The following is a 17,532-nucleotide window of genomic DNA, read 5'->3' as shown; positions in this document are numbered from 1 at the left end:
TAAAACCAAGGAGGACACATCATGTCCAGAGAAGCACATAAACAGCGATTGCTTGGAAAACTTGCACGAGGCATGGCCTACACCGGTCCGGTATTTGCGGTTGTCATGGGTGCCTCGGCATTCAACGTTTCGGCATCCGAAGTATCTGCTGAGCCAGGCTACATGATGCTGGCAGCGGGAGAAGCCGAAGCCGAGGGCGAGGCCGGTAAAAAAGGCTATGGCGAAGGTGAGGCAGAAGGCAAAGCCGAAGGTGAAGCCGAGGGAGAAGGCGAAGGAGAAGGCGAGGCGGAGGGAAAAGCTGAGGCCTGATCTGGTCATCGGTGTGAGCAGGAGCGCGGCTCATGCTCACCCGATATGTCCAAAAACTGAAAACAATGGATGACAAGAATGACACAGCCAAATTCAGATCACGATCCGGGTATCCGCGGCCTCATTGAGGAAAACATCCTTGCGATCGACCAACTGGTGAACCTGCTGAACTCACTCCCAGCGGAATGTTATCGACAGAGTTTTGGTGTCAAAAAGCCGCAGATTATTGGCAAGCATGTCCGGCACATCATTGACCACTACACCGCTCTGTTGTCTGCATCTTCACGCCCGGGCGCGCTGCTGGACTACGAGAACCGACATCGCGAGTTAGTGCTCGAAACGGACCGGAGGGCCGGTCGCGACCGGCTCATGGGTATTGCACAGCAGTTGCAGGATCAATGGCGAGAGGGTTGTGAGGGTGAACTGGCGATGCTGCACAACAGCGCCGGCGCGCAACAAGTGGTCAGCACCAGTGTCGAGCGCGAACTGGTATTCCTGGCCAGCCATACCATTCACCACATGGCGATCATTGGAATGTTGGCGGAACAGGCCGGCATGGAAGTCAGCTCCGATTTCGGCGTTCATCCATCCACGTTGCGTTACCTGGAAAAACAGGCCGAAGGTCTGGCCAGAAGTGCTTGAGGTCACATCATGTGTACGGTCAGTTGGTGCCACTCGCCCCATGGACTGGATCTGCTTTTCAGCCGGGATGAGTCCCTCGAACGGCCCATGGCCGAGCCGCCTGTTGTGGATCGATATGAGGGTCTGAGTACGGTCATGCCAATAGATCCTCTCGGTGGTGGTACTTGGATAGCGGCAAATGACCGGGGTATGGCGGTCATGACTCTTAATGACTATCGATACGCGTCCAGAGTGTCTCCGGGCGATGCGCAGAGCCGTGGATTGCTGGTAAGGCGCTTAAGCCAAATGAGTAACGCTGCCCAAGTCCGCAAATACCTGTTTCGGGAGACACTCAAGTACTTTCCACCTTTTCTTTTGTTGGCGTTTGAGCGTGAAAGAGCCAGTCCGACCCACTGGGCATGGAATGGGGAGACGCTGCGGGAATCGACGTTCAGAGGTGGTTCCTGCATCAGCACATCTTCCTGGTTGCCCAGGCTGGTGCCGGGGTTACGTCGACTGTTGATTCGCAGGGCTCTTGGGCACTGTCAGCCGGATCAGGCGTTCTCGAAGCTGTTGTCACTGCATCGCAATATCGACCCCTGCCTCCCGCCAAGGCTGGCTGTGGCCATGCGGCGGGAGGGCCGAGAAACCGTGAGTCTCACACACCTGCGTGTGGGTAAAAGCGAGGTGATCATGCGGTATTGGCCGGGGCACCCCTCGGAGTCTTACAGCAACGATCCTTTCCTGGCCTCGATTGGCCTGAACAGAATGCCAGTCGAGCGAGGATGACCAAAGTCAAACTTTAAGTAACGAATACGCGGTTGGGGTGTCCGTGTTCAAAGGCCAGAAACAGGCCCGCACCCTGAATAATGAAAAAACGACCGGAGGTGACTGATTATGTCTACAGAAAACAAACGCAAGGCCCTGCTAGGCAGGCTGTCGCGAAATCTAATGGTGACGGTTCCCATGATGACCGTCGTGGCGGTTGCGGGGGCAGGTTTTAACGCCGGTGTTAGTTCCGGTTTCGGGCTGATACCGTCGGCCGAAGCCGCCCAGGGCGAGGCAGAAGGTGAGGCCCGGGGAGAAGCGGAAGGCGAAGCCCGTGGTGAAGCTGAAGGTGCAGGCGAGGCCCGGGCAGAAGGCGAAGCCGAAGGATATGCCGAGGGAGAAGGTGAAGCCGAAGGAGAGGCAGAGGGTGAGGCAGAAGGAGAAGCGGAGGGGGAAGGTGCCTCTACAGCCCTCAAAAAAGCGGTTCGCCGGCCTGACGGTTACCAGCCCTATCAGGGTAACGTAGCGGAACTCCGGGCGTTGGGTGAGAAGCTGTTTAACGATAACAGCCTATCTTCCAACGGCTTATCCTGCGCCACCTGTCATGCCAATGGCGCCGGATACAACGCCACATTCAAGAACGAATACCCGCATATGGTTGCCATGGGTCAGCGCGACTTCGGGCTGGACATGGTGCACCTGGACGAAATGGTTCAGATCTGCATGGTCGCGCCAATGGCTGCGGACCCTCTGGCATGGGGTTCGAAAGAACTGGCAGCGCTAACCGAGTATTCCCGGGTGGAACAGAAGAAGTTTATCGACAAGCAATAGTCGATTCCTGAGTCGTTCATGTTGAGTCCAGGTTGGGTGGAGCCGAAAGGCCCACCCTTTTTTGTAATACTGCAGTGTTTCGGGTGTCTCCTTAATACAACAAGCTGACTCAAGAGGCACATATGAAACCAGGTGTTGGTGTAGGCGTGAATGAACGTGCTGGCGGGCCTGCTTCAGTTGGATTTCCGCTCAACAGGCGTACTCTGCGGCAGTGGGCAAAGCAATTAGTGGCTTGTCGGCTCTGCCGCAACCTCACCCTGACGGCATTTCTGGCGATACTGGTCATCGAAGCGGCGATCCTGATCCCCTCTTACCGAAACTACGAAGAAAATCTATTAAGTGAACGGGTGGATGTCGCAAGCCAGGCGGTGATCACTTTTCTCAAGCATACCCAGAGCCATCCGATTCATCCGGAAGATCTGAATACGTTGATTGCCAGCAGCCCGCTGGTCGGGATGTCCATGAGTAGGGATGGCGTGACGTATACGGCGGGCGAGGCCATTGAACAGGCAAAGCCCGCTGATGGAGTGCTTCGTAATGCGCCAAGAACCGCAGCCGGGGCCATCGATCTGGTTTGGACCGCAGACCCAACACTCTCTGACTATGAGGTGCAAGCGCGCGTGGATGTAAGCGAGGTTCCCGCCGAACTTGTCGCCTTTGTTTTCAGGATATTGGGCTTGTCGTTGCTGATTGCCGTGTTTGTCACCGCTGTCACCATGTTTGTGATTGACCGGATGATGTTGTCGCCTCTCCTCAAGCTTCGGGAGCGGATTTCCCACGCTGGTGAAGACGCGGAACACCCGCTGAAATATCTGACACCCGCCGGCCGCCACGACGAGTTTGGGGAAGTCGAAGGCGCTTTCAACAGCATGCTCAAGCAGAATGCTTCTTACCTTGCACGCTTGCATCTGCTCAATCGGGAGCTGGATCAACTGCTGGATGAACGTACCCGAACTCTTCGCAAGACTGAGCAAGAACTGCAAATCCGCACGTTGTATGACCAGCTTACCGGGCTTGCCAACCGGAGTCTGTTCGAAGAACAGCTTGACCGCTATTTTGATCAGGTGAATCCGGGAGAATCCGGTAAAGAGGCCGTTCTTGTACTTGGGCTGAACGATTTTCAGGCCCTTAACGGCCTGGCCGGACATGAAACCGGGGATCGCGTGTTACAGGAAATTGCCCGAAGGATTGGGGGGTTCAGTGCCGACCATGGCCATGTCGCTCGGCTGGGCGGGGATGTCTTTGGCTTGCTGGTCCGTGAGCACTATCGCCACCCGTTTGAGAACCTTCAGGCGGGGATATCCGCCATCATCGAGGCTTGTCAAAGGCCGGTCCAGGTGGCTGGCAAGTCCTATGAATGTGAGGTCAGTGCGGGCGTTGCGGTTACCCAGCTGGACGGCCAGGATGCCCGAACCCTCCTCAGCCACGCCGAAATCGCCATGCATCGGGCAAAGAAATCACCAAGCGAGCGGGTACAGTTTTTTGCGTCGGAGTTCGGGGAGCAGGTTCATCGCCGGCAGGAAATGATCAGTGGTCTCAAACTGGCCATCCACAATCAACAACTGGAGTTACAATTTCAGCCCCAGTTTGATCGTGCCAGGGCGTGCACCGGCTATGAGGTGCTTCTCCGCTGGCATCACCCGGTCTTGGGCAGTGTCTCTCCCGCCGAATTTATCCCTTTGGCAGAACAAACCGGACTGATCGTCAGTATCGGAGACTGGGTGCTTGAACAGGCGCTTGCCACATTGAAACTCTGGGTGGCCCAGGGGTTCAGGGGAAGACTGGCGGTGAATGTGTCGGCCATGCAGCTTCACGACGAAGCCTTTGCCGATCGAATAGCCACCCTGCTGGAACAATACGGCGTAGCGGCTCGCTATCTGGAACTGGAAATCACCGAAACGGCACTGATGGAAAATGTCGAACGGGCTATGGCTACATTGAATCGATTTCGCGAACTTGGGTTGGATCTGGCCGTGGATGACTTTGGCACCGGATACTCATCGCTGGCGTATTTCAAAGTAATGCCGGTGTCTCGTATCAAGATCGACCGGAGTTTTGTCAGCGGCCTGCCGGAGAATGATCAGGACGAAGTGCTTTGCCGGACGATCATCAACATGGCTCACAGCATGGGCTGCGAGGTGATTGCCGAAGGTGTCGAAACCGAAGCGCAGGCAAGCTGGCTGGCGCTGGCGGGCTGCGATGAGTTGCAGGGGTATTTGTTGGGCAAGCCCGCGCTCGAGGGCTTTCTGCCGGAAAACATTGATATTTGACAAATGGCTTGTAAGGATTCGTTGCAGAAGACCGGTTTTAACCCTTTTGCCAAAAGAGTCCAGTCCGTGCCCAGCGAATTATCGGAAGAAGCGCTTGTAGACGCGCTCAGGAATCGAGATGAAGCGGCTTACCACCATGCTGTGGAGAAATACACCGGGAGCATGCTTGCAACGGCAAGGACCATGCTCGACAGCGCAGCGGCCGAGGATGTCGTGCAGGAGGCGTGGTTGTCGGTAATGCATGCGATAGACGGTTTCGAGGGGCGTTCTGGCCTGAAGTCCTGGCTGTGCCGGATAACCGCTAACAAAGCGAAGAATCACCTGCGCAAACACAAGCGTGAATCTCTGCAGGATGATTTCAGCGTACTGGAGTCCGATATGGAATCCCGATTCTCTCCGGACGGTCGCTGGGCGAATCCGTTTCATGGCTTCGAGGGTCATTCTCCGAGTGACAACCTGGAACGCGATGTTATGGACGACTGCCTTCAGAAACACCTGGGCAAAATGCCCGGTGAGCAAAGCGCAGCGCTTCTCTTAAGCCAGCAGGCCGAGATGCCGAAAGACGATGTGGCCTCACTGCTTGGCGTATCCGTTGGCAATGTCCGGGTGATGGTTCACAGGGCCAGACAGCGTCTGGTGCTGATGCTCGAGCGTTTGAGGGAGACCGGAGAATGCTGACCTGCAGAGAAGTAACAACCCTGGCCTCGGATTTCCTGGATGGTGATCTTTCCCTGTTCCGGCGCATGAGGGTGCGGTTTCACCTCGCCCGATGCTCTGGGTGTGCGGAGTTCCTCGCTGGCTTACGGGTTGCGGATCAGCGGGCTGATCGGCTTCGGCAATCGATGGTTAGGCCAGAACCGGAACTGCTCGACCGTTTGAAATCTTCGGTATCCGCCGGACTCAGCGAGGAGAAGGCTTGGTCGGTGGGGCCACGGTCGGATCTGGAAGCCTCCAATGAACCGTTGATCGAGGGCGTTGATGAGCCTTCTGACGAGCGGGTCCGGCGAATTTTTGAAGACATCCGGCAGAAAGAAGGATTCGTGCCCAACCTGTTCCGGGCTTATGCCCATCAGCCGGATGTGCTCGAGTACAACTGGCAGCGTGAGAAATCCCTCATGTATGGGGGCGTTCTGGGCGAAGCCTTCAAGAGTGCCATCGTGGTCGTGGTCTCGGCCGATAATGGCTGCGGCTACTGCGTGCACCATCATCAGGTGGCTCTGCAATCCGCCGGGTTCTCACAGGACGAATTCACGGCGTTATTGTCGAATCCGGAGGGCAGCCGATTTACGGGCCGGGAAAAAGCTTTGCTGGCCCTGGTTCGTCAGGCCAATCGTGATCCGCACGAACCGGCAGATGCGCTGCTTGCGCGAGTCCGGGCAGAGGGTGCAACAGATGCCGAAATCATTGAGGCCATGAGTGTCATGGAACTCTACTCGTCCTGGAACAAGTTCCTGGATGTCATGCGGATACCCCTTGAGACGGACGTATCCTGAAGGCTCAATCTGCCCACTGAAACTGCCGGTAATCAAACCCCTGCTCCAGCGTGGGTTTGATCACATCAAAATAGGGCGATGCATCAAAATCCCTGGGGGCAAACAGGGAGTGATGCCGAATTCGGAAGTACTCTCGTTGTTGGGCTTCCGAACCCTCCTCATCGTCAGAATCGGTCAGGCGTTCCGGTAGTATCGGGTACCGGATCGACTGAAAGCCCTGCGCAATGAAAGTTGAACAGATTGCTCGTGTGGGGTCGCCACTGCCCAATGCCAGCATGGAACGACGATAACGGGTTGGTACCGGTGGTGTGGGGCAAAGATAGCGTGCCAGGTCCCACACGTTTTTCAGGTCGTACTGGTGCCCGATCCGGCTTTTCGAATAGTCAATTAATGCTTGAATATCGCGTTCGCTGAGCCCAACTGGCCGGCAGATACGGGTATGGAAGTGCCGGTAAAAAGACAGTGGCAGAGAGCGGATACCTTGCTCAAGATCAGCCTCTACCAAGACATGGGGTTCGCCATCCTCCTGGATTGCCAGTCCCGCTCCCGGGCCGAGATAAAGTGCTGCATGCGACCAGGTGGATTGGGTCAGATACTTGATGGCTGTGCTGATCCTGGTATCGCCCTCCACCAGGAGCACATCTCCGGGCTTGATCGAGATCTGAAAGGCCTCCCAGCTGGAGGTTCGGGCAGAGTAACACTTGATCTGTTTGGAAAGGTAGGCGGCAAGGCGCCTCGACAGCCAGTTCAGTAGCATAGATTACCCCGGTTACGTGTCTGTTGTTCCTGGTACTAAGGACAGGCAACCGGGATGAATGTTACAGGTTAGGGATCCAAATCACGCAGTTACAGGAGCCGATTGCCGGGAGAGTGTCAGCGTATCGTACTCCCGCAACAGAAACAGAGCGGCGCACGCGGCGAGCATAGGCCAGGCAGCAAAAAACAGCAGGTTGTCAAAAGGCTGAATGTATTTGCCGAAAGCCGACAACGTAGAAACACCATGAAAGACCAGGATGGCACCATAGGTCCAGGTTTTAAAAATCCCCGCCAGGAATGCCAGGATCAGGACGAGTTGCGCAGCTCCGATCAGGTAGAAAGCCGTTTCCCCGAGGCCATCCAGCCCGTAAAAAGCCCCGAAAACTTTAGCAGCGTGTTCTGGCTGGACAAGTTTGTCCAAAGTCCAGAATAAAAACACGATAAAAACGCCGAGACGGAGCAGCAGCAGGGCGATGGGTAACTGTTTGGGCATTGTTGTCTCCTCGATTGATTTTTGAATGATCGCTCAAATGACAAAGTGCTCAGTGATTAGTTCCGTAAATGTCATTTTTGGTTGTAACAAACCGCATGTACTGCGTGTCTTGCTCTGGCAATTCACATTAAACTGCAAGCCCGGAGTCAGATATGCCCAAAGAAGTTGTTCTCGCCCGCCCGCACCCGTTTATCCGCAAACCCATGTCGCAAATCCTGACTAAACTTGGTTATACCCCGGTCACCGGGGCGGGCTCAGGCAAGCCCGCTGGAGTTATCGTGTCCAGCAGTGTCACGTCAGAAGCCGGTAGTTTCGAAGGGGTTCTCAGACTGGTGAAGGAGACATGGTCCGGGGTGCCGTTGATCGTGGCCACGTTGCTCAAGCCTGAAATGGCGCTTAAATCATTAGGTAAAGATCTGGAGGCTATTTTTCCGGGGAGGCGCATAGGGTTTCCGTCGGACGGACAAGTGCCGGATATCCTTATTGTCCGCCCTGATGACCTTAAGTTGCCACAGACAGAAAGGGTCATTCACGGATTTCTCAATTAAAGTCCACCACTGAGGTTTTGATGTCTGTAAACCGACTTCTGAAGATACCGATCAGCCGTTGTAAGGACGTCTGCGAACTGGCCGTTGGTCATGGAACGCCGCGGCGCGCGGCGAAGCTTGCCATTGTTGTCGGTACGCTTCTGGTTCTGATCAACCAGTGGGAAGCAATCACTGGTTCGGCCACCATTGACTGGTTAAAGCTCCTGCTGACCTATTGCGTTCCCTACATGGTCTCGACCTACACCAGCGTGAGTAAGGATCTGCACCTGCGCCAAGAAACAAGAGCCACAGAAGTTGCGGTTTATGAGGAGGTGCGGAAGTTGTGATGCATTGCCATTCACATTGCTGACACTGTAACAACTCGCCGGCTGATGTGTCCGTCACCTAAACAGCAGGTGAGGGCACTGCATTGCATCCGCCCTGCCGGGAGGAAATATGAACAGTTTCGTTCGGTCTTTGTCCGCTATTGTTTTCTGGGCGCTGCTTCCTGTGGCTGCGTCCTCCGCGTCTGAGGAGAAAAACGGTTTCGATATCAGCAATTCTCTGGTAGCCCCGGAGAAAATTCTTCGCGGCGGGCCACCACGGGATGGTATTCCATCAATCGATGCCCCATTGTTTGAGAGCAGCCGGGAAGCCAGGCTTTGGCGCGAAAACGATTTGATGATTACCCTTGATACCGGCAACGTCAGCTTCGCTTACCCTATCGGAATTCTGAACTGGCATGAAATTGTCAATCACGGTCTCGACGAGGGCCAGGTATTAATCACCTTTTGCCCGCTATGCGGCACCGGTATGGCCTTTGATCCTGTCGTCGACGGGCGCGCGCTCACTTTTGGCGTGTCTGGCCTGTTATACAACAGTGACCTGTTAATGTACGACCATCAGACCGAATCCCTCTGGTCGCAGATAGAGGGGCGGGCGATTTCCGGACCCCTGGTAGGGAAAGAGTTGAAGCCCGTCGCTATTCGCCACGAACTCTGGAGGGGCTGGCAGGAGCGAGTGGGCAAAAACGGACAGGTGCTTTCCACCGATACCGGCCATCGCCGGAATTATCGGCTATCTCCCTATGGCGATTACGATCACTCGGAGCGACTCTATTTTCCGGTTACTCATGCCAGCCGAAAGTATCACCCGAAAACCTGGGTGCTGGGCTGGAGCTATAACGGAGAAAGCAAAGCTTGGCCTTTTCCGGAGTTAGCCGACCACGGTGCCGTGCTTGAAGACCAAATTGGAGGGAAGGCTGTAACACTGCATTATGACCCCGACGTTCCCTCCGCTGAATTGCGTGATGAATACGGCACCCTGTTGCCGGCGACGCGGGCTTTCTGGTTTGCCTGGTATACCTTCCATCCGGATACCGATGTATTCGAGGCCGAATAGAAATCCCGAAAGCGTTACTCTGAATCACTTCCCTTGTTTTGTCGGTCATTCAGCGCTTCAGCCACCCTTTCGTCAATCCTGCGCAGAAACTCCTCGTCGGCCTTCCCCGAGGAGTGAGCACTCAGCAGATTACTGCTTGCTCGCAGGTTGCCGATAAACGTACGGCAGTCCTTGCACATCATCAGGTGCATTTTCACAGACAGGTTCTGCCGGCCGCTGAGTTCACCATCGATGTAGTCACTGGCAATCTCGGCCAGATCCCTGCACATTAACATTCGCCAGTCTCCTGGAAGGTCTCCACCATGAGAAAGATCTTTTGCCTCGCACGGTGTAAAAGTACACGAAGGTTAGAGGCACTGACATCCAGAATGTTACAGACGTCATCGGATTTATGCTGATGCGCTTCGTAAAGCATCAGGGCAGAACGCTGGGTTTCCGGCAGTGCAGAGAGGTGCTTGTCGAGACAATCGCTGAGGGCGCCATTTTCCATCAGGTTGTCCGCGGATTCATGGAATTGCAGCTTGGGTGGCAGATCCCAGCGTCCTGTGGAATTGAAACGGTTTGCCAGATCCGGCTCCAGAGTCTCGGAGAAATCCGTTGCGACTTCCCGGTTCGCCGTTCGTAGCCGGTTTTTGCATCGATTGGCGACAATGCGGTGCAACCAGGTTTTCAGGCCGGAGCGGCCCTCAAACTTCTGGATGGCATCTATCACGGTTACCCAGCAGTCCTGGACTATTTCTTCAGCACTTGAATGGTCCAGGTAAAACCGGGCAACGGCCAGCATACCGGGTGAGTATTCACGCACTGCCCGGTGATAGGCCGTGGCGTCGCCCCGCTTGAGGTCGTCGATCAGTGATGTTTCAGCTTCAGGGCGTGCCGCTGTGTCCATGGGTTTCCGTCCCTTCTCACTATTGGTATGGCAGTTTGTCTTTTATAGTCTTCCAGAATTGCTCAAAGTTCCGGTATTCTGTAACAAATGCTCAAAAATAATAGTGCAGGGACGGTGTAACATCCAGCCGGTGATCGTGTCTTGGCTATAACAGCGTATTGGTTTATTCAATTCTTACAGGCACGGATATGAATCGCAGCAAGCTTTTACTTCTTCTGATTATCGCCGCCATCGTCGGGATCTTTGTTGGTTTCGACGGGCACAAACTCCTTACTCTGGAAAACCTTCAGTCGCACCAGAGTGCCATTGGTCAGTGGATAGACCAGAACCTGGTGTTGGCCGTCACAGGTTTTGCCCTCATTTATGTGGTCGTGACCGCATTGTCTTTGCCAGGAGCCACCATCATGACTCTGGCCGGCGGTGCCTTTTTCGGCAACCTTTACGGTTTGGCGGCGGTCTCCATTGCGTCGACCGTGGGCGCATCCCTGGCCTTTCTGGTTGCCCGGTTCCTGATGCGGGATACCCTGCGTAAGCGCTACGGGGAAACGGTGGCCAAAATGGACCGCGGCATCGAGAAAGACGGCGCGTTCTATCTGGCCACCTTGCGTCTGGTGCCGGTGTTCCCCTTCTTCCTGATCAACCTGGCCATGGGCCTGACCGCCATGAAGCTGCGCACTTATGCGCTGGTGAGTTGGATTGCCATGTTGCCCGGCACTTTTGTGTACGTGAATGCAGGCACCCAGCTTGGACAAATCCAGTCCACCGGTGACATTCTCTCGGCCAACCTGCTGCTGTCGTTTGCCTTGCTGGGGCTGTTTCCGCTGATCGCCAAGTTTGTGGTGGGCTTTATCCGCCGACGCAAGGTGTATGCCGGCTGGCAGAAGCCGGCTCATTTCGACTACAACCTGCTGGTCATCGGCGGCGGTTCCGCCGGGCTGGTCTCCGCCTACATTGCTGCCGCGGTAAAGGCCAAAGTGGCCTTGATTGAAAAGCACAAGATGGGTGGCGATTGCCTGAACACCGGCTGCGTGCCCTCCAAGGCTCTGATTCGCAGCGCCAAGGCTGCGGATACTTTGCGCCATGCCAACCGTTACGGTCTGGAGTCGGTGCCGGTGAAAGGGTCGTTCAAGAACATTATGAACCGGGTTAAGGAGGTAGTTGCCAAAGTGGAGCCCCACGACTCCCCGGAGCGTTACCGCAAGCTGGGTGTGGAGTGCATCGCCGGCGAGGCGAGTTTCGTGTCGCCCTGGGAGTTGGAGGTGAAACACAATGATGGCCGCACCGAACGCCTCACCGCCCGTAGCATCATCGTCGCCACCGGTGGCAAACCTGCGGTACCGCCAATTCCTGGTCTGAAAGACATGCAGCCACTGACCTCCGATAACCTGTGGGATTTGCAGGAACAGCCGCAGCGTCTGCTGGTACTGGGCGGTGGCCCAATCGGGTCTGAGTTGGCCCATGCCTTTGCCAGACTTGGCTGCCAGGTAACTCAGGTAGAAAAAGGCGAGCGATTGCTGGCGAAAGAAGATCCGGATGTCTCTGAACTGGTTCTGAAACAATTCCAGGATGACGGAATTGATGTCCGGTTGAAACATTCTGCGGCCGAGTTTCGTATAGAGGATGATGAGAAGGTTGCGTATTGCGACCACGAGGGCCAGAAGGTTCGAATTCCATTTGATGAGGTTCTGGTCGCCGTGGGCCGTGCCGCCAATACCAATGGCCTGAACCTTGACAGGATTGGTGTGGATACTTTGCCGAACGGAACTGTTCCAGTGGAAGATGACATGAGCCTCCGGTATCCGAACGTATTTGCCTGTGGCGATGTGGCCGGTCCTTATCAGTTCACCCATGCAGCGGCCCACCAGGCTTGGTATGCGGCTGTAAACGGGTTGTTTGGTCAGTTCAAGCGATTCAAGGTGGATTATCGGGTGATGCCCTGGGTGACCTTCACTTCTCCGGAAGTGGCCAGGGTTGGTTTGAGTGAGGCCGAAGCGCAGCAACAGGGTATTGCCTACGAGGTTACCCGATATGGTCTCGATGACCTGGATCGGGCCATCGCCGAGAGTGAAGACCATGGCTTTATCAAGGTGCTGACGCCGCCGGGCAAGGACAAAATTCTGGGCGCTGTTGTGGTGGGTGCCCACGCCGGGGAAATCCTCGCCGAGTTCACGCTGGCGATGAAACATGGCCTGGGGCTGAACAAGATTCTGGGCACCATTCACCCGTACCCGACCTGGAATGAGTCGGCCAAGTACGCCGCTGGTGAGTGGAAACGGGCGCATGCGCCGGAAAAAGTTCTGAAACTGCTGGAAAAGCTGCATGGCTGGCGCCGTGGTAAAGGCGGAAATCAGCAGGTGAAACACAAAGAAGTGACCACAGGTTAAAAAAACGGGCTGAGTCTGTAACAAAACAGGCTCGCCCGCGTCTGTGGCTTAAAGTTTTGAGCAACCGAGGAGCATCCATGCCCCTGATTGAAACCAGACCGGCCCGCAGTGCACGTATTCCGGCCGTGGAAGTGCTGGAACCCCGGGCCCGCGACAGCTGGACTCACACCCGCAACGGTGACCCTCGGGGTTACATCGATGCGGACAAGCTCAAGGAGCTGTGGATTCACACGGGCACCGCCTGCAACCTGGCCTGCCCCTTCTGCCTGGAAGGTTCTCACCCCGGCGATGGTCGCATTCCGGGCATGAAGCTCAGTGATGTGAAACCGTTTATCCACGAAGCCATCGACATGGGCGTGGAGCAGTTTTCCTTCACCGGCGGAGAGCCGTTCGTGATCCGGGATTTCGTGAATATCCTGGATTACGCCAGCCAGCACCGGCCCTGTTTTGTGCTGACCAACGCCACCGAGCCGCTGCATAAACGGCAACACCAGGTGTTGCCGTTACTGGACAACCCGTACCCGATTCACTTCCGGGTCAGCCTGGATTTCCCGGATCGTGCCCGGCACGACAAGGACCGCGGCGAAGGCAGCTTTGACCAGGCGCTGGAGGGTATCCAATGGTTGATCGAGCAAGGTTTCAAAGTGTCCATCGCCCGCCAGACCGACCCCGGCGAAAACCCGGTGGAGGTGGAAGCCGCGTTCCGTGAGATATTCCGGCAGTGGAACATTCCGGAGAACCTGGCGTTTACCGCGTTTCCGGACCTGGGCACGCCGGGATCTGAAGACGGCAGCCCGGAGATTACCGAGACTTGCATGGAGAAGTACCCGACCAAAGAGGCCCGTTCCCACTTCATGTGCACCTACACGCGCATGCTGGTGAAGAAGGGAGATCAGGTTCGGGTGTATGCCTGCACGCTGGTGGATGACGACCCGCAGTACGACCTGGGCGGCACGCTGGCCGAGAGCATGGACGAGCGGATTATGTTGCGGCATCACCGGTGTTTTTCCTGTTACCGGTTTGGGGCTAGTTGTTCGGCGCCTGGCTGACTCGCTGTTTTGGGATTCTGAGGTTCTGGAACTTCGGAGTTGCGGCCGTTGGGTATGGTGAGCACCGGTGGTGTGCCGGGAAGCTGTTATCGATGTCGGGGGCGTTGAGCGGTGGAGGGGGTTCCAAAACCATTAGAAAATCCACGATTTTCGTTTTGGAACCCCCTCCACCGCTCAATGACCTGCACCAAAACAATGGAATAAAAAATGAACATTACTGAAGCCTCCCTGTTCTGGGGATTCTTGGTGGTCTACGGCGTGGTTATGTACGTGCTGTCGCCCAAGAGCAAGAACGCTAATTCGTTTTACAAGGGCGCGGATGACCACGGCAACCCGGTGGGCCAGTGGTCGCTCACGGCGAGTATTTTTATCAGCTGGATCTTTGCCAAATCGGTGACCAACGCCGCCAATCTCGGGGCGGCGTATGGCGTGGTCGGCGGCTTGGCCTATGCCAGTTACTGGTTGTCGATTCCGGTGGCGGGTTACGTTATCTATCTGATCCGCACCCAGACCGGGGCCAGGAGCCTGCAGGATTTCCTGACCTCCCGATTTGGTCGGTTCGCAGCCCTGGCGTTTGCCGCGGCGATCCTCATCCGGTTGTATAACGAAGTCTGGAGTAACACCGCCGTGGTCGGTGGGTATTTCGGCTTGCCCGGTGAGTGGGAATACTACGCTGCGGCGATGCTGTTTACCGTTTTTACCCTGGCGTACAGCCTCAAAGGCGGGCTGCGGTCGTCGATTTTTACCGATGTGATTCAGGCTTTTGTGTTTGTATTCTTCGTCGGGGCGGTGTTGTTTCTGATTATTCCGGCCAACGACACCAGCGCGCTGCTAACCAGCGGCGAGTTCCGCCTGAACGCTGGCTTCGACCTGTTGCTGGTGGCCTTGCTGCAGCTGTTCAGTTATCCGTTCCACGATCCGGTGCTGACCGACCGGGGCTTTGTGAACAAGGAAAAGACCATGCTCAAGAGCTTCGTGGTGGCGGGTCTTCTTGGCTTTGTGGCAGTGTTTATCTTCAGTCTGGTGGGCGTGCATGCGCGTCTCAATGGCATTGAAGCCGTGGGAAATGCGCCGGCGGCGGTTGGTCAATCCCTTGGTTTGGCCGCGCTGTTCTTCATGAGCGTGGTGATGATGACCTCGGCAGGTTCAACACTGGATTCCACCTTTACCTCCCTGGCCAAATCCCTGGCGGTGGATCTGCCCCGCCTGGCTCGCCGCGCCAAGGACAAACTGCCGAGTATGCGAGTGGGCGCGGTGGTGATGGTGATTTTCGCTTTCCTCGGCAACCTGCCCATGTTCGCCGGTACCGACATCCTCAAGGCCACGACCATCTCGGGCACCATGGTGATGGGCCTTGCACCAGTATTCCTGTTCTATGGTTTTACCCAGTGGTCTCCCTGGAGCTTCCACCTGAGTTTCTGGACCGGGCTTGGTCTTGGTGTTCTGCTGGCGGCGGGTCTGATCCCCTCCAGTTGGGCGATTGGTGATGGTGCCTACGCCATGTTGCTGGGTGTGAATGCCTATGGTTTTCTGATTTGCACGGTCGGTTTCTTCGTCCCCCTGATCCTCAGACGTTTGGCCGGTCGTTCGCTTGCGACTGATGGAGCATAATCATGACCAATACGGGTTTCGTCGACCGGCACATCGCCACCTGGAAATCGTTCAGGAGCCTGCCGCTCTGGGTGCAGGTTTGGGTGGCAGGTGTCTTGGTTCCGGTGAATGCCGCCGCCTTCTGGTTTCTGGATACGCCCGCCGGTTGGTGGGCGGCACTGTCGGCCTTTCTGGTGCTTGTTTCCAATTACCCGATTATGTTGATCTGCCAGGGCATGAGTCGGTTGATGTCTGTGCCTCACCTGATCGTCTGGGGGCCGTTGCAGGTTTTTCTGTTGTATCGGTTGACCACGGGTGGCCCGGTCAACCCAGAGTTGGCGCTGATCCTGGTGTTACTGGTTGTTAACGGCATCTCGCTGGTATTCGATGCGATTGATAGCTGGCGCTGGTTTGCGGGTGAAAGGGATGTCCCCGGGCATGCCTGATACAGAAGGGCGCAGTTGCCCTCTGGCCTACCGCTATCGGCCGGAGGAGCTTTGTCGTGAACCCACCCACGTCTTCGACAGTGTGCTGTACATCGTCGGCGGGCTGTACGGCAATCCTTTTGCCCTTGACGAAATCGAGGCGATGGTGCGGGCAGAGCAGCGCCACGGTCATCGGGTTAAGCTGGTGTTCAATGGCGATTTCAACTGGTTCAACGCCGATGCCGCTCTGTTCCGTGAAATCAATGGCCGCGTGCTGGACCATACTGCCATTCTCGGCAACGTGGATTATGAGCTCTCGATTCCCAATGCCGGAGCGGGCTGTGGTTGCGCATACCCGGAGTATGTGGGCCAGGCCGTGGTGGAGCGGTCCAATCAGATAATGGAGCGCCTGCAGGCGCTGGCGAATCAACATCCCGATATCCAAAAGAAACTATCGGTATTGCCGAGATACCGCTGCCTGATATTTGGAGGCCTAAAGATTTTGGTGTTGCATGGTGATCCCCAGTCTCTGGCCGGGTGGGGTCTGGCTCACGAATCGTTTGCCGCAGGTAACGAGGAGCAACTGGCGGATTGGTTCCGCGCCACCGATGCCGACGTGATTGCGTGCACCCACACCTGCCTGCCTGTGGTGTGGTCCAGCGAGGTCGATGGAAAACAGCGGATGGTGGCTAATAACGGGGCGGCCGGCATGGGTAATTTACGCGCCGACTCCCGGGGGTTGGTTACTCGTATTGGCTTTACAAGCCCCTTCGCGGAGCCTTTGGCGGGAATTGCACGGCCGGGCTTGCACGTTTCCCTGATGCCTGTGGCTTACGACGTGGATGCGTGGTTGTCACAGTTTGATCGGCTTTGGCCCGAGGGTTCGCCTGCCGCCGCGTCCTATCGGAGCCGCCTGACCGGCGGCACTCATCTCACGCCGGAGGACGTCGTTTTTCCGTCCTTCCGGTAACCAATCTGTCACTGGCAAATGTTTCGATTAGGTCTATTCTGAAAGAATCTACTCTGGATGGTCCTGGGTGGCTGTCTGTGGTCGACTTGAAATATATTTTGTGGTCTATATAATTCAACTCTAACTTTTGAAGCGAATTGATCACGTTATGACATCAGAAGGATCGAATACCACCGCCATCACCCTCCGCAAACCGACGAAGGATGATGGCTACAGGCTCCACCAGCTGGTAGCGGAATGCCCACCGCTGGACCCCAACTCGATTTACTGCAACCTGTTGCAGTGTAGCCACTTTGCCGAAACCGGCGTGGCCGCGGAGAAGGAAGGCGATCTGGTCGGCTTTATCTCCGGATACATCCCTCCCCAACAGCCCGAGACCGTGTTTGTCTGGCAGGTGGCGGTTCACGAGAAAGGTCGTGGACAGGGCCTCGCCAAGCGGATGCTGAAGGAAATCGTCGGCCGGGACGCGTGCAAGAAGGTTACGCACCTGGAAACCACGATTACCGAAGACAACGAGGCCTCGTGGGCGCTGTTCCGCTCATTTGCCCGTGATCTGGGAGCCGAGCTCACCTATCACGAGCACTTCGAGAAAGAGACCCACTTTGGCGGCAAGCATGATTCTGAGTTCCTGCTGCGCATTGGGCCTTTCACGAAACCTGTCTGAGAACCCTGATTCACAGCCAGTGAATCGCCGTTCGCGAACCTGAAAACAGCCGGCAGGCCACCCGGGGTGGGCTTGCCATGCGGCTGACATCA

At 56.1% G+C, this 17,532-nt stretch carries 20 protein-coding genes; 16 read left to right on the top strand and 4 right to left on the bottom strand.

Going from position 1 to position 17,532, the window contains the following annotated elements; translation table 11 throughout:
• The first annotated feature begins 21 nt into the window (after nt 1-21).
• The 7 genes from ABIE59_RS09435 to ABIE59_RS09405 all read left to right on the top strand — a co-directional run bounded on the left by ABIE59_RS09435 (nt 22) and on the right by ABIE59_RS09405 (nt 6,292).
• Nucleotides 22-309 (top strand): hypothetical protein, encoded by a 288-nt coding sequence (locus tag ABIE59_RS09435; protein ID WP_172972230.1) that lies wholly within the window; start codon nt 22-24, stop codon nt 307-309.
• 78 nt (nt 310-387) lie between these two features.
• The gene (locus ABIE59_RS09430; protein WP_354446317.1) at nt 388-951 is read left to right on the top strand and encodes a DinB family protein; all 564 of its coding nucleotides are present in this window, start codon (nt 388-390) and stop codon (nt 949-951) included.
• Nucleotides 952-960: 9 nt separating this feature from the next.
• Nucleotides 961-1,719, top strand: a complete 759-nt coding sequence (locus tag ABIE59_RS09425; RefSeq protein ID WP_354446315.1) for an NRDE family protein — start codon at nt 961-963, stop codon at nt 1,717-1,719.
• Between the two features lie 108 nt (nt 1,720-1,827).
• Nucleotides 1,828-2,529, top strand: a complete 702-nt coding sequence (locus ABIE59_RS09420; RefSeq protein WP_354446313.1) for a cytochrome c peroxidase — start codon at nt 1,828-1,830, stop codon at nt 2,527-2,529.
• Between the two features lie 122 nt (nt 2,530-2,651).
• Nucleotides 2,652-4,799, top strand: coding sequence for a putative bifunctional diguanylate cyclase/phosphodiesterase (locus tag ABIE59_RS09415; RefSeq protein ID WP_354446311.1), 2,148 nt, complete (start codon nt 2,652-2,654; stop codon nt 4,797-4,799).
• A gap of 66 nt (nt 4,800-4,865) precedes the next feature.
• Nucleotides 4,866-5,477 (top strand): RNA polymerase sigma factor, encoded by a 612-nt coding sequence (locus ABIE59_RS09410; protein WP_354446309.1) that lies wholly within the window; start codon nt 4,866-4,868, stop codon nt 5,475-5,477.
• Nucleotides 5,471-6,292, top strand: coding sequence for a peroxidase-related enzyme (locus ABIE59_RS09405; RefSeq protein WP_354446307.1), 822 nt, complete (start codon nt 5,471-5,473; stop codon nt 6,290-6,292). Before ABIE59_RS09410 ends, ABIE59_RS09405 begins: the two co-directional genes overlap by 7 nt.
• 4 nt (nt 6,293-6,296) lie before the next feature.
• On the opposite strand, the gene ABIE59_RS09400 is transcribed toward ABIE59_RS09405, so the two are convergent.
• On the bottom strand, nt 6,297-7,049 hold the full coding sequence (locus tag ABIE59_RS09400) for a YiiX/YebB-like N1pC/P60 family cysteine hydrolase (protein ID WP_354446305.1): 753 nt from the start codon (nt 7,047-7,049) through the stop codon (nt 6,297-6,299).
• Between the two features lie 81 nt (nt 7,050-7,130).
• Nucleotides 7,131-7,541, bottom strand: a complete 411-nt coding sequence (locus ABIE59_RS09395; RefSeq protein WP_354446303.1) for a hypothetical protein — start codon at nt 7,539-7,541, stop codon at nt 7,131-7,133.
• Between the two features lie 152 nt (nt 7,542-7,693).
• Here ABIE59_RS09395 and ABIE59_RS09390 point away from each other — a divergent pair, with 152 nt between their 5' ends.
• From ABIE59_RS09390 to ABIE59_RS09380, 3 genes are all read left to right on the top strand, one after another.
• Nucleotides 7,694-8,089 (top strand): hypothetical protein, encoded by a 396-nt coding sequence (locus tag ABIE59_RS09390; protein WP_354446301.1) that lies wholly within the window; start codon nt 7,694-7,696, stop codon nt 8,087-8,089.
• Nucleotides 8,090-8,109: 20 nt separating this feature from the next.
• Nucleotides 8,110-8,415 carry a nitrate/nitrite transporter NrtS gene (gene nrtS, locus ABIE59_RS09385; protein ID WP_354446299.1) on the top strand — a complete coding sequence of 102 codons (306 nt, stop codon included), beginning with the start codon at nt 8,110-8,112 and terminating at the stop codon, nt 8,413-8,415.
• Between the two features lie 109 nt (nt 8,416-8,524).
• Nucleotides 8,525-9,469 (top strand): DUF3179 domain-containing protein, encoded by a 945-nt coding sequence (locus ABIE59_RS09380; protein ID WP_354446297.1) that lies wholly within the window; start codon nt 8,525-8,527, stop codon nt 9,467-9,469.
• A 14-nt stretch (nt 9,470-9,483) separates the two neighbouring features.
• Here ABIE59_RS09380 and ABIE59_RS09375 read toward each other — a convergent pair whose 3' ends face one another.
• Entirely contained in the window at nt 9,484-9,744 is a 261-nt protein-coding gene (locus ABIE59_RS09375; RefSeq protein ID WP_354446295.1) for an anti-sigma factor family protein, read from the bottom strand.
• Nucleotides 9,738-10,358: an RNA polymerase sigma factor gene (locus tag ABIE59_RS09370; protein ID WP_354446293.1), complete on the bottom strand. Its 621-nt coding sequence runs from the start codon at nt 10,356-10,358 to the stop codon at nt 9,738-9,740. Before ABIE59_RS09370 ends, ABIE59_RS09375 begins: the two co-directional genes overlap by 7 nt.
• Before the next feature lie 188 nt (nt 10,359-10,546).
• Between ABIE59_RS09370 and ABIE59_RS09365 the strand changes: the two genes are divergently transcribed.
• From ABIE59_RS09365 to ectA, 6 genes are all read left to right on the top strand, one after another.
• A complete protein-coding gene (locus ABIE59_RS09365; RefSeq protein ID WP_354446291.1) occupies nt 10,547-12,742 on the top strand; it encodes a dihydrolipoyl dehydrogenase family protein in 2,196 nt (731 codons plus the stop codon).
• Between the two features lie 77 nt (nt 12,743-12,819).
• Complete coding sequence (locus tag ABIE59_RS09360) at nt 12,820-13,791, top strand: radical SAM protein (protein ID WP_354446289.1); 972 nt, start codon at nt 12,820-12,822, stop codon at nt 13,789-13,791.
• A 207-nt stretch (nt 13,792-13,998) separates the two neighbouring features.
• Nucleotides 13,999-15,402 (top strand): sodium:solute symporter family transporter, encoded by a 1,404-nt coding sequence (locus tag ABIE59_RS09355; protein ID WP_354446287.1) that lies wholly within the window; start codon nt 13,999-14,001, stop codon nt 15,400-15,402.
• A 2-nt stretch (nt 15,403-15,404) separates the two neighbouring features.
• Nucleotides 15,405-15,827, top strand: a complete 423-nt coding sequence (locus ABIE59_RS09350; protein WP_354446285.1) for a hypothetical protein — start codon at nt 15,405-15,407, stop codon at nt 15,825-15,827.
• Nucleotides 15,820-16,776, top strand: a complete 957-nt coding sequence (locus ABIE59_RS09345) for a hypothetical protein (RefSeq protein WP_354446283.1) — start codon at nt 15,820-15,822, stop codon at nt 16,774-16,776. Before ABIE59_RS09350 ends, ABIE59_RS09345 begins: the two co-directional genes overlap by 8 nt.
• A 148-nt stretch (nt 16,777-16,924) precedes the next feature.
• Nucleotides 16,925-17,440, top strand: a complete 516-nt coding sequence (ectA, locus tag ABIE59_RS09340) for a diaminobutyrate acetyltransferase (RefSeq protein WP_354446281.1) — start codon at nt 16,925-16,927, stop codon at nt 17,438-17,440.
• Nucleotides 17,441-17,532 lie beyond the last annotated feature (92 nt).

Source organism: Marinobacter sp. MBR-99, from assembly GCF_040547575.1.
Taxonomy (GTDB): Bacteria; Pseudomonadota; Gammaproteobacteria; order Pseudomonadales; family Oleiphilaceae; genus Marinobacter.
Note: the sequence above shows the minus strand (reverse complement) of the source record. Positions and strands in the feature narration are given on the sequence as shown.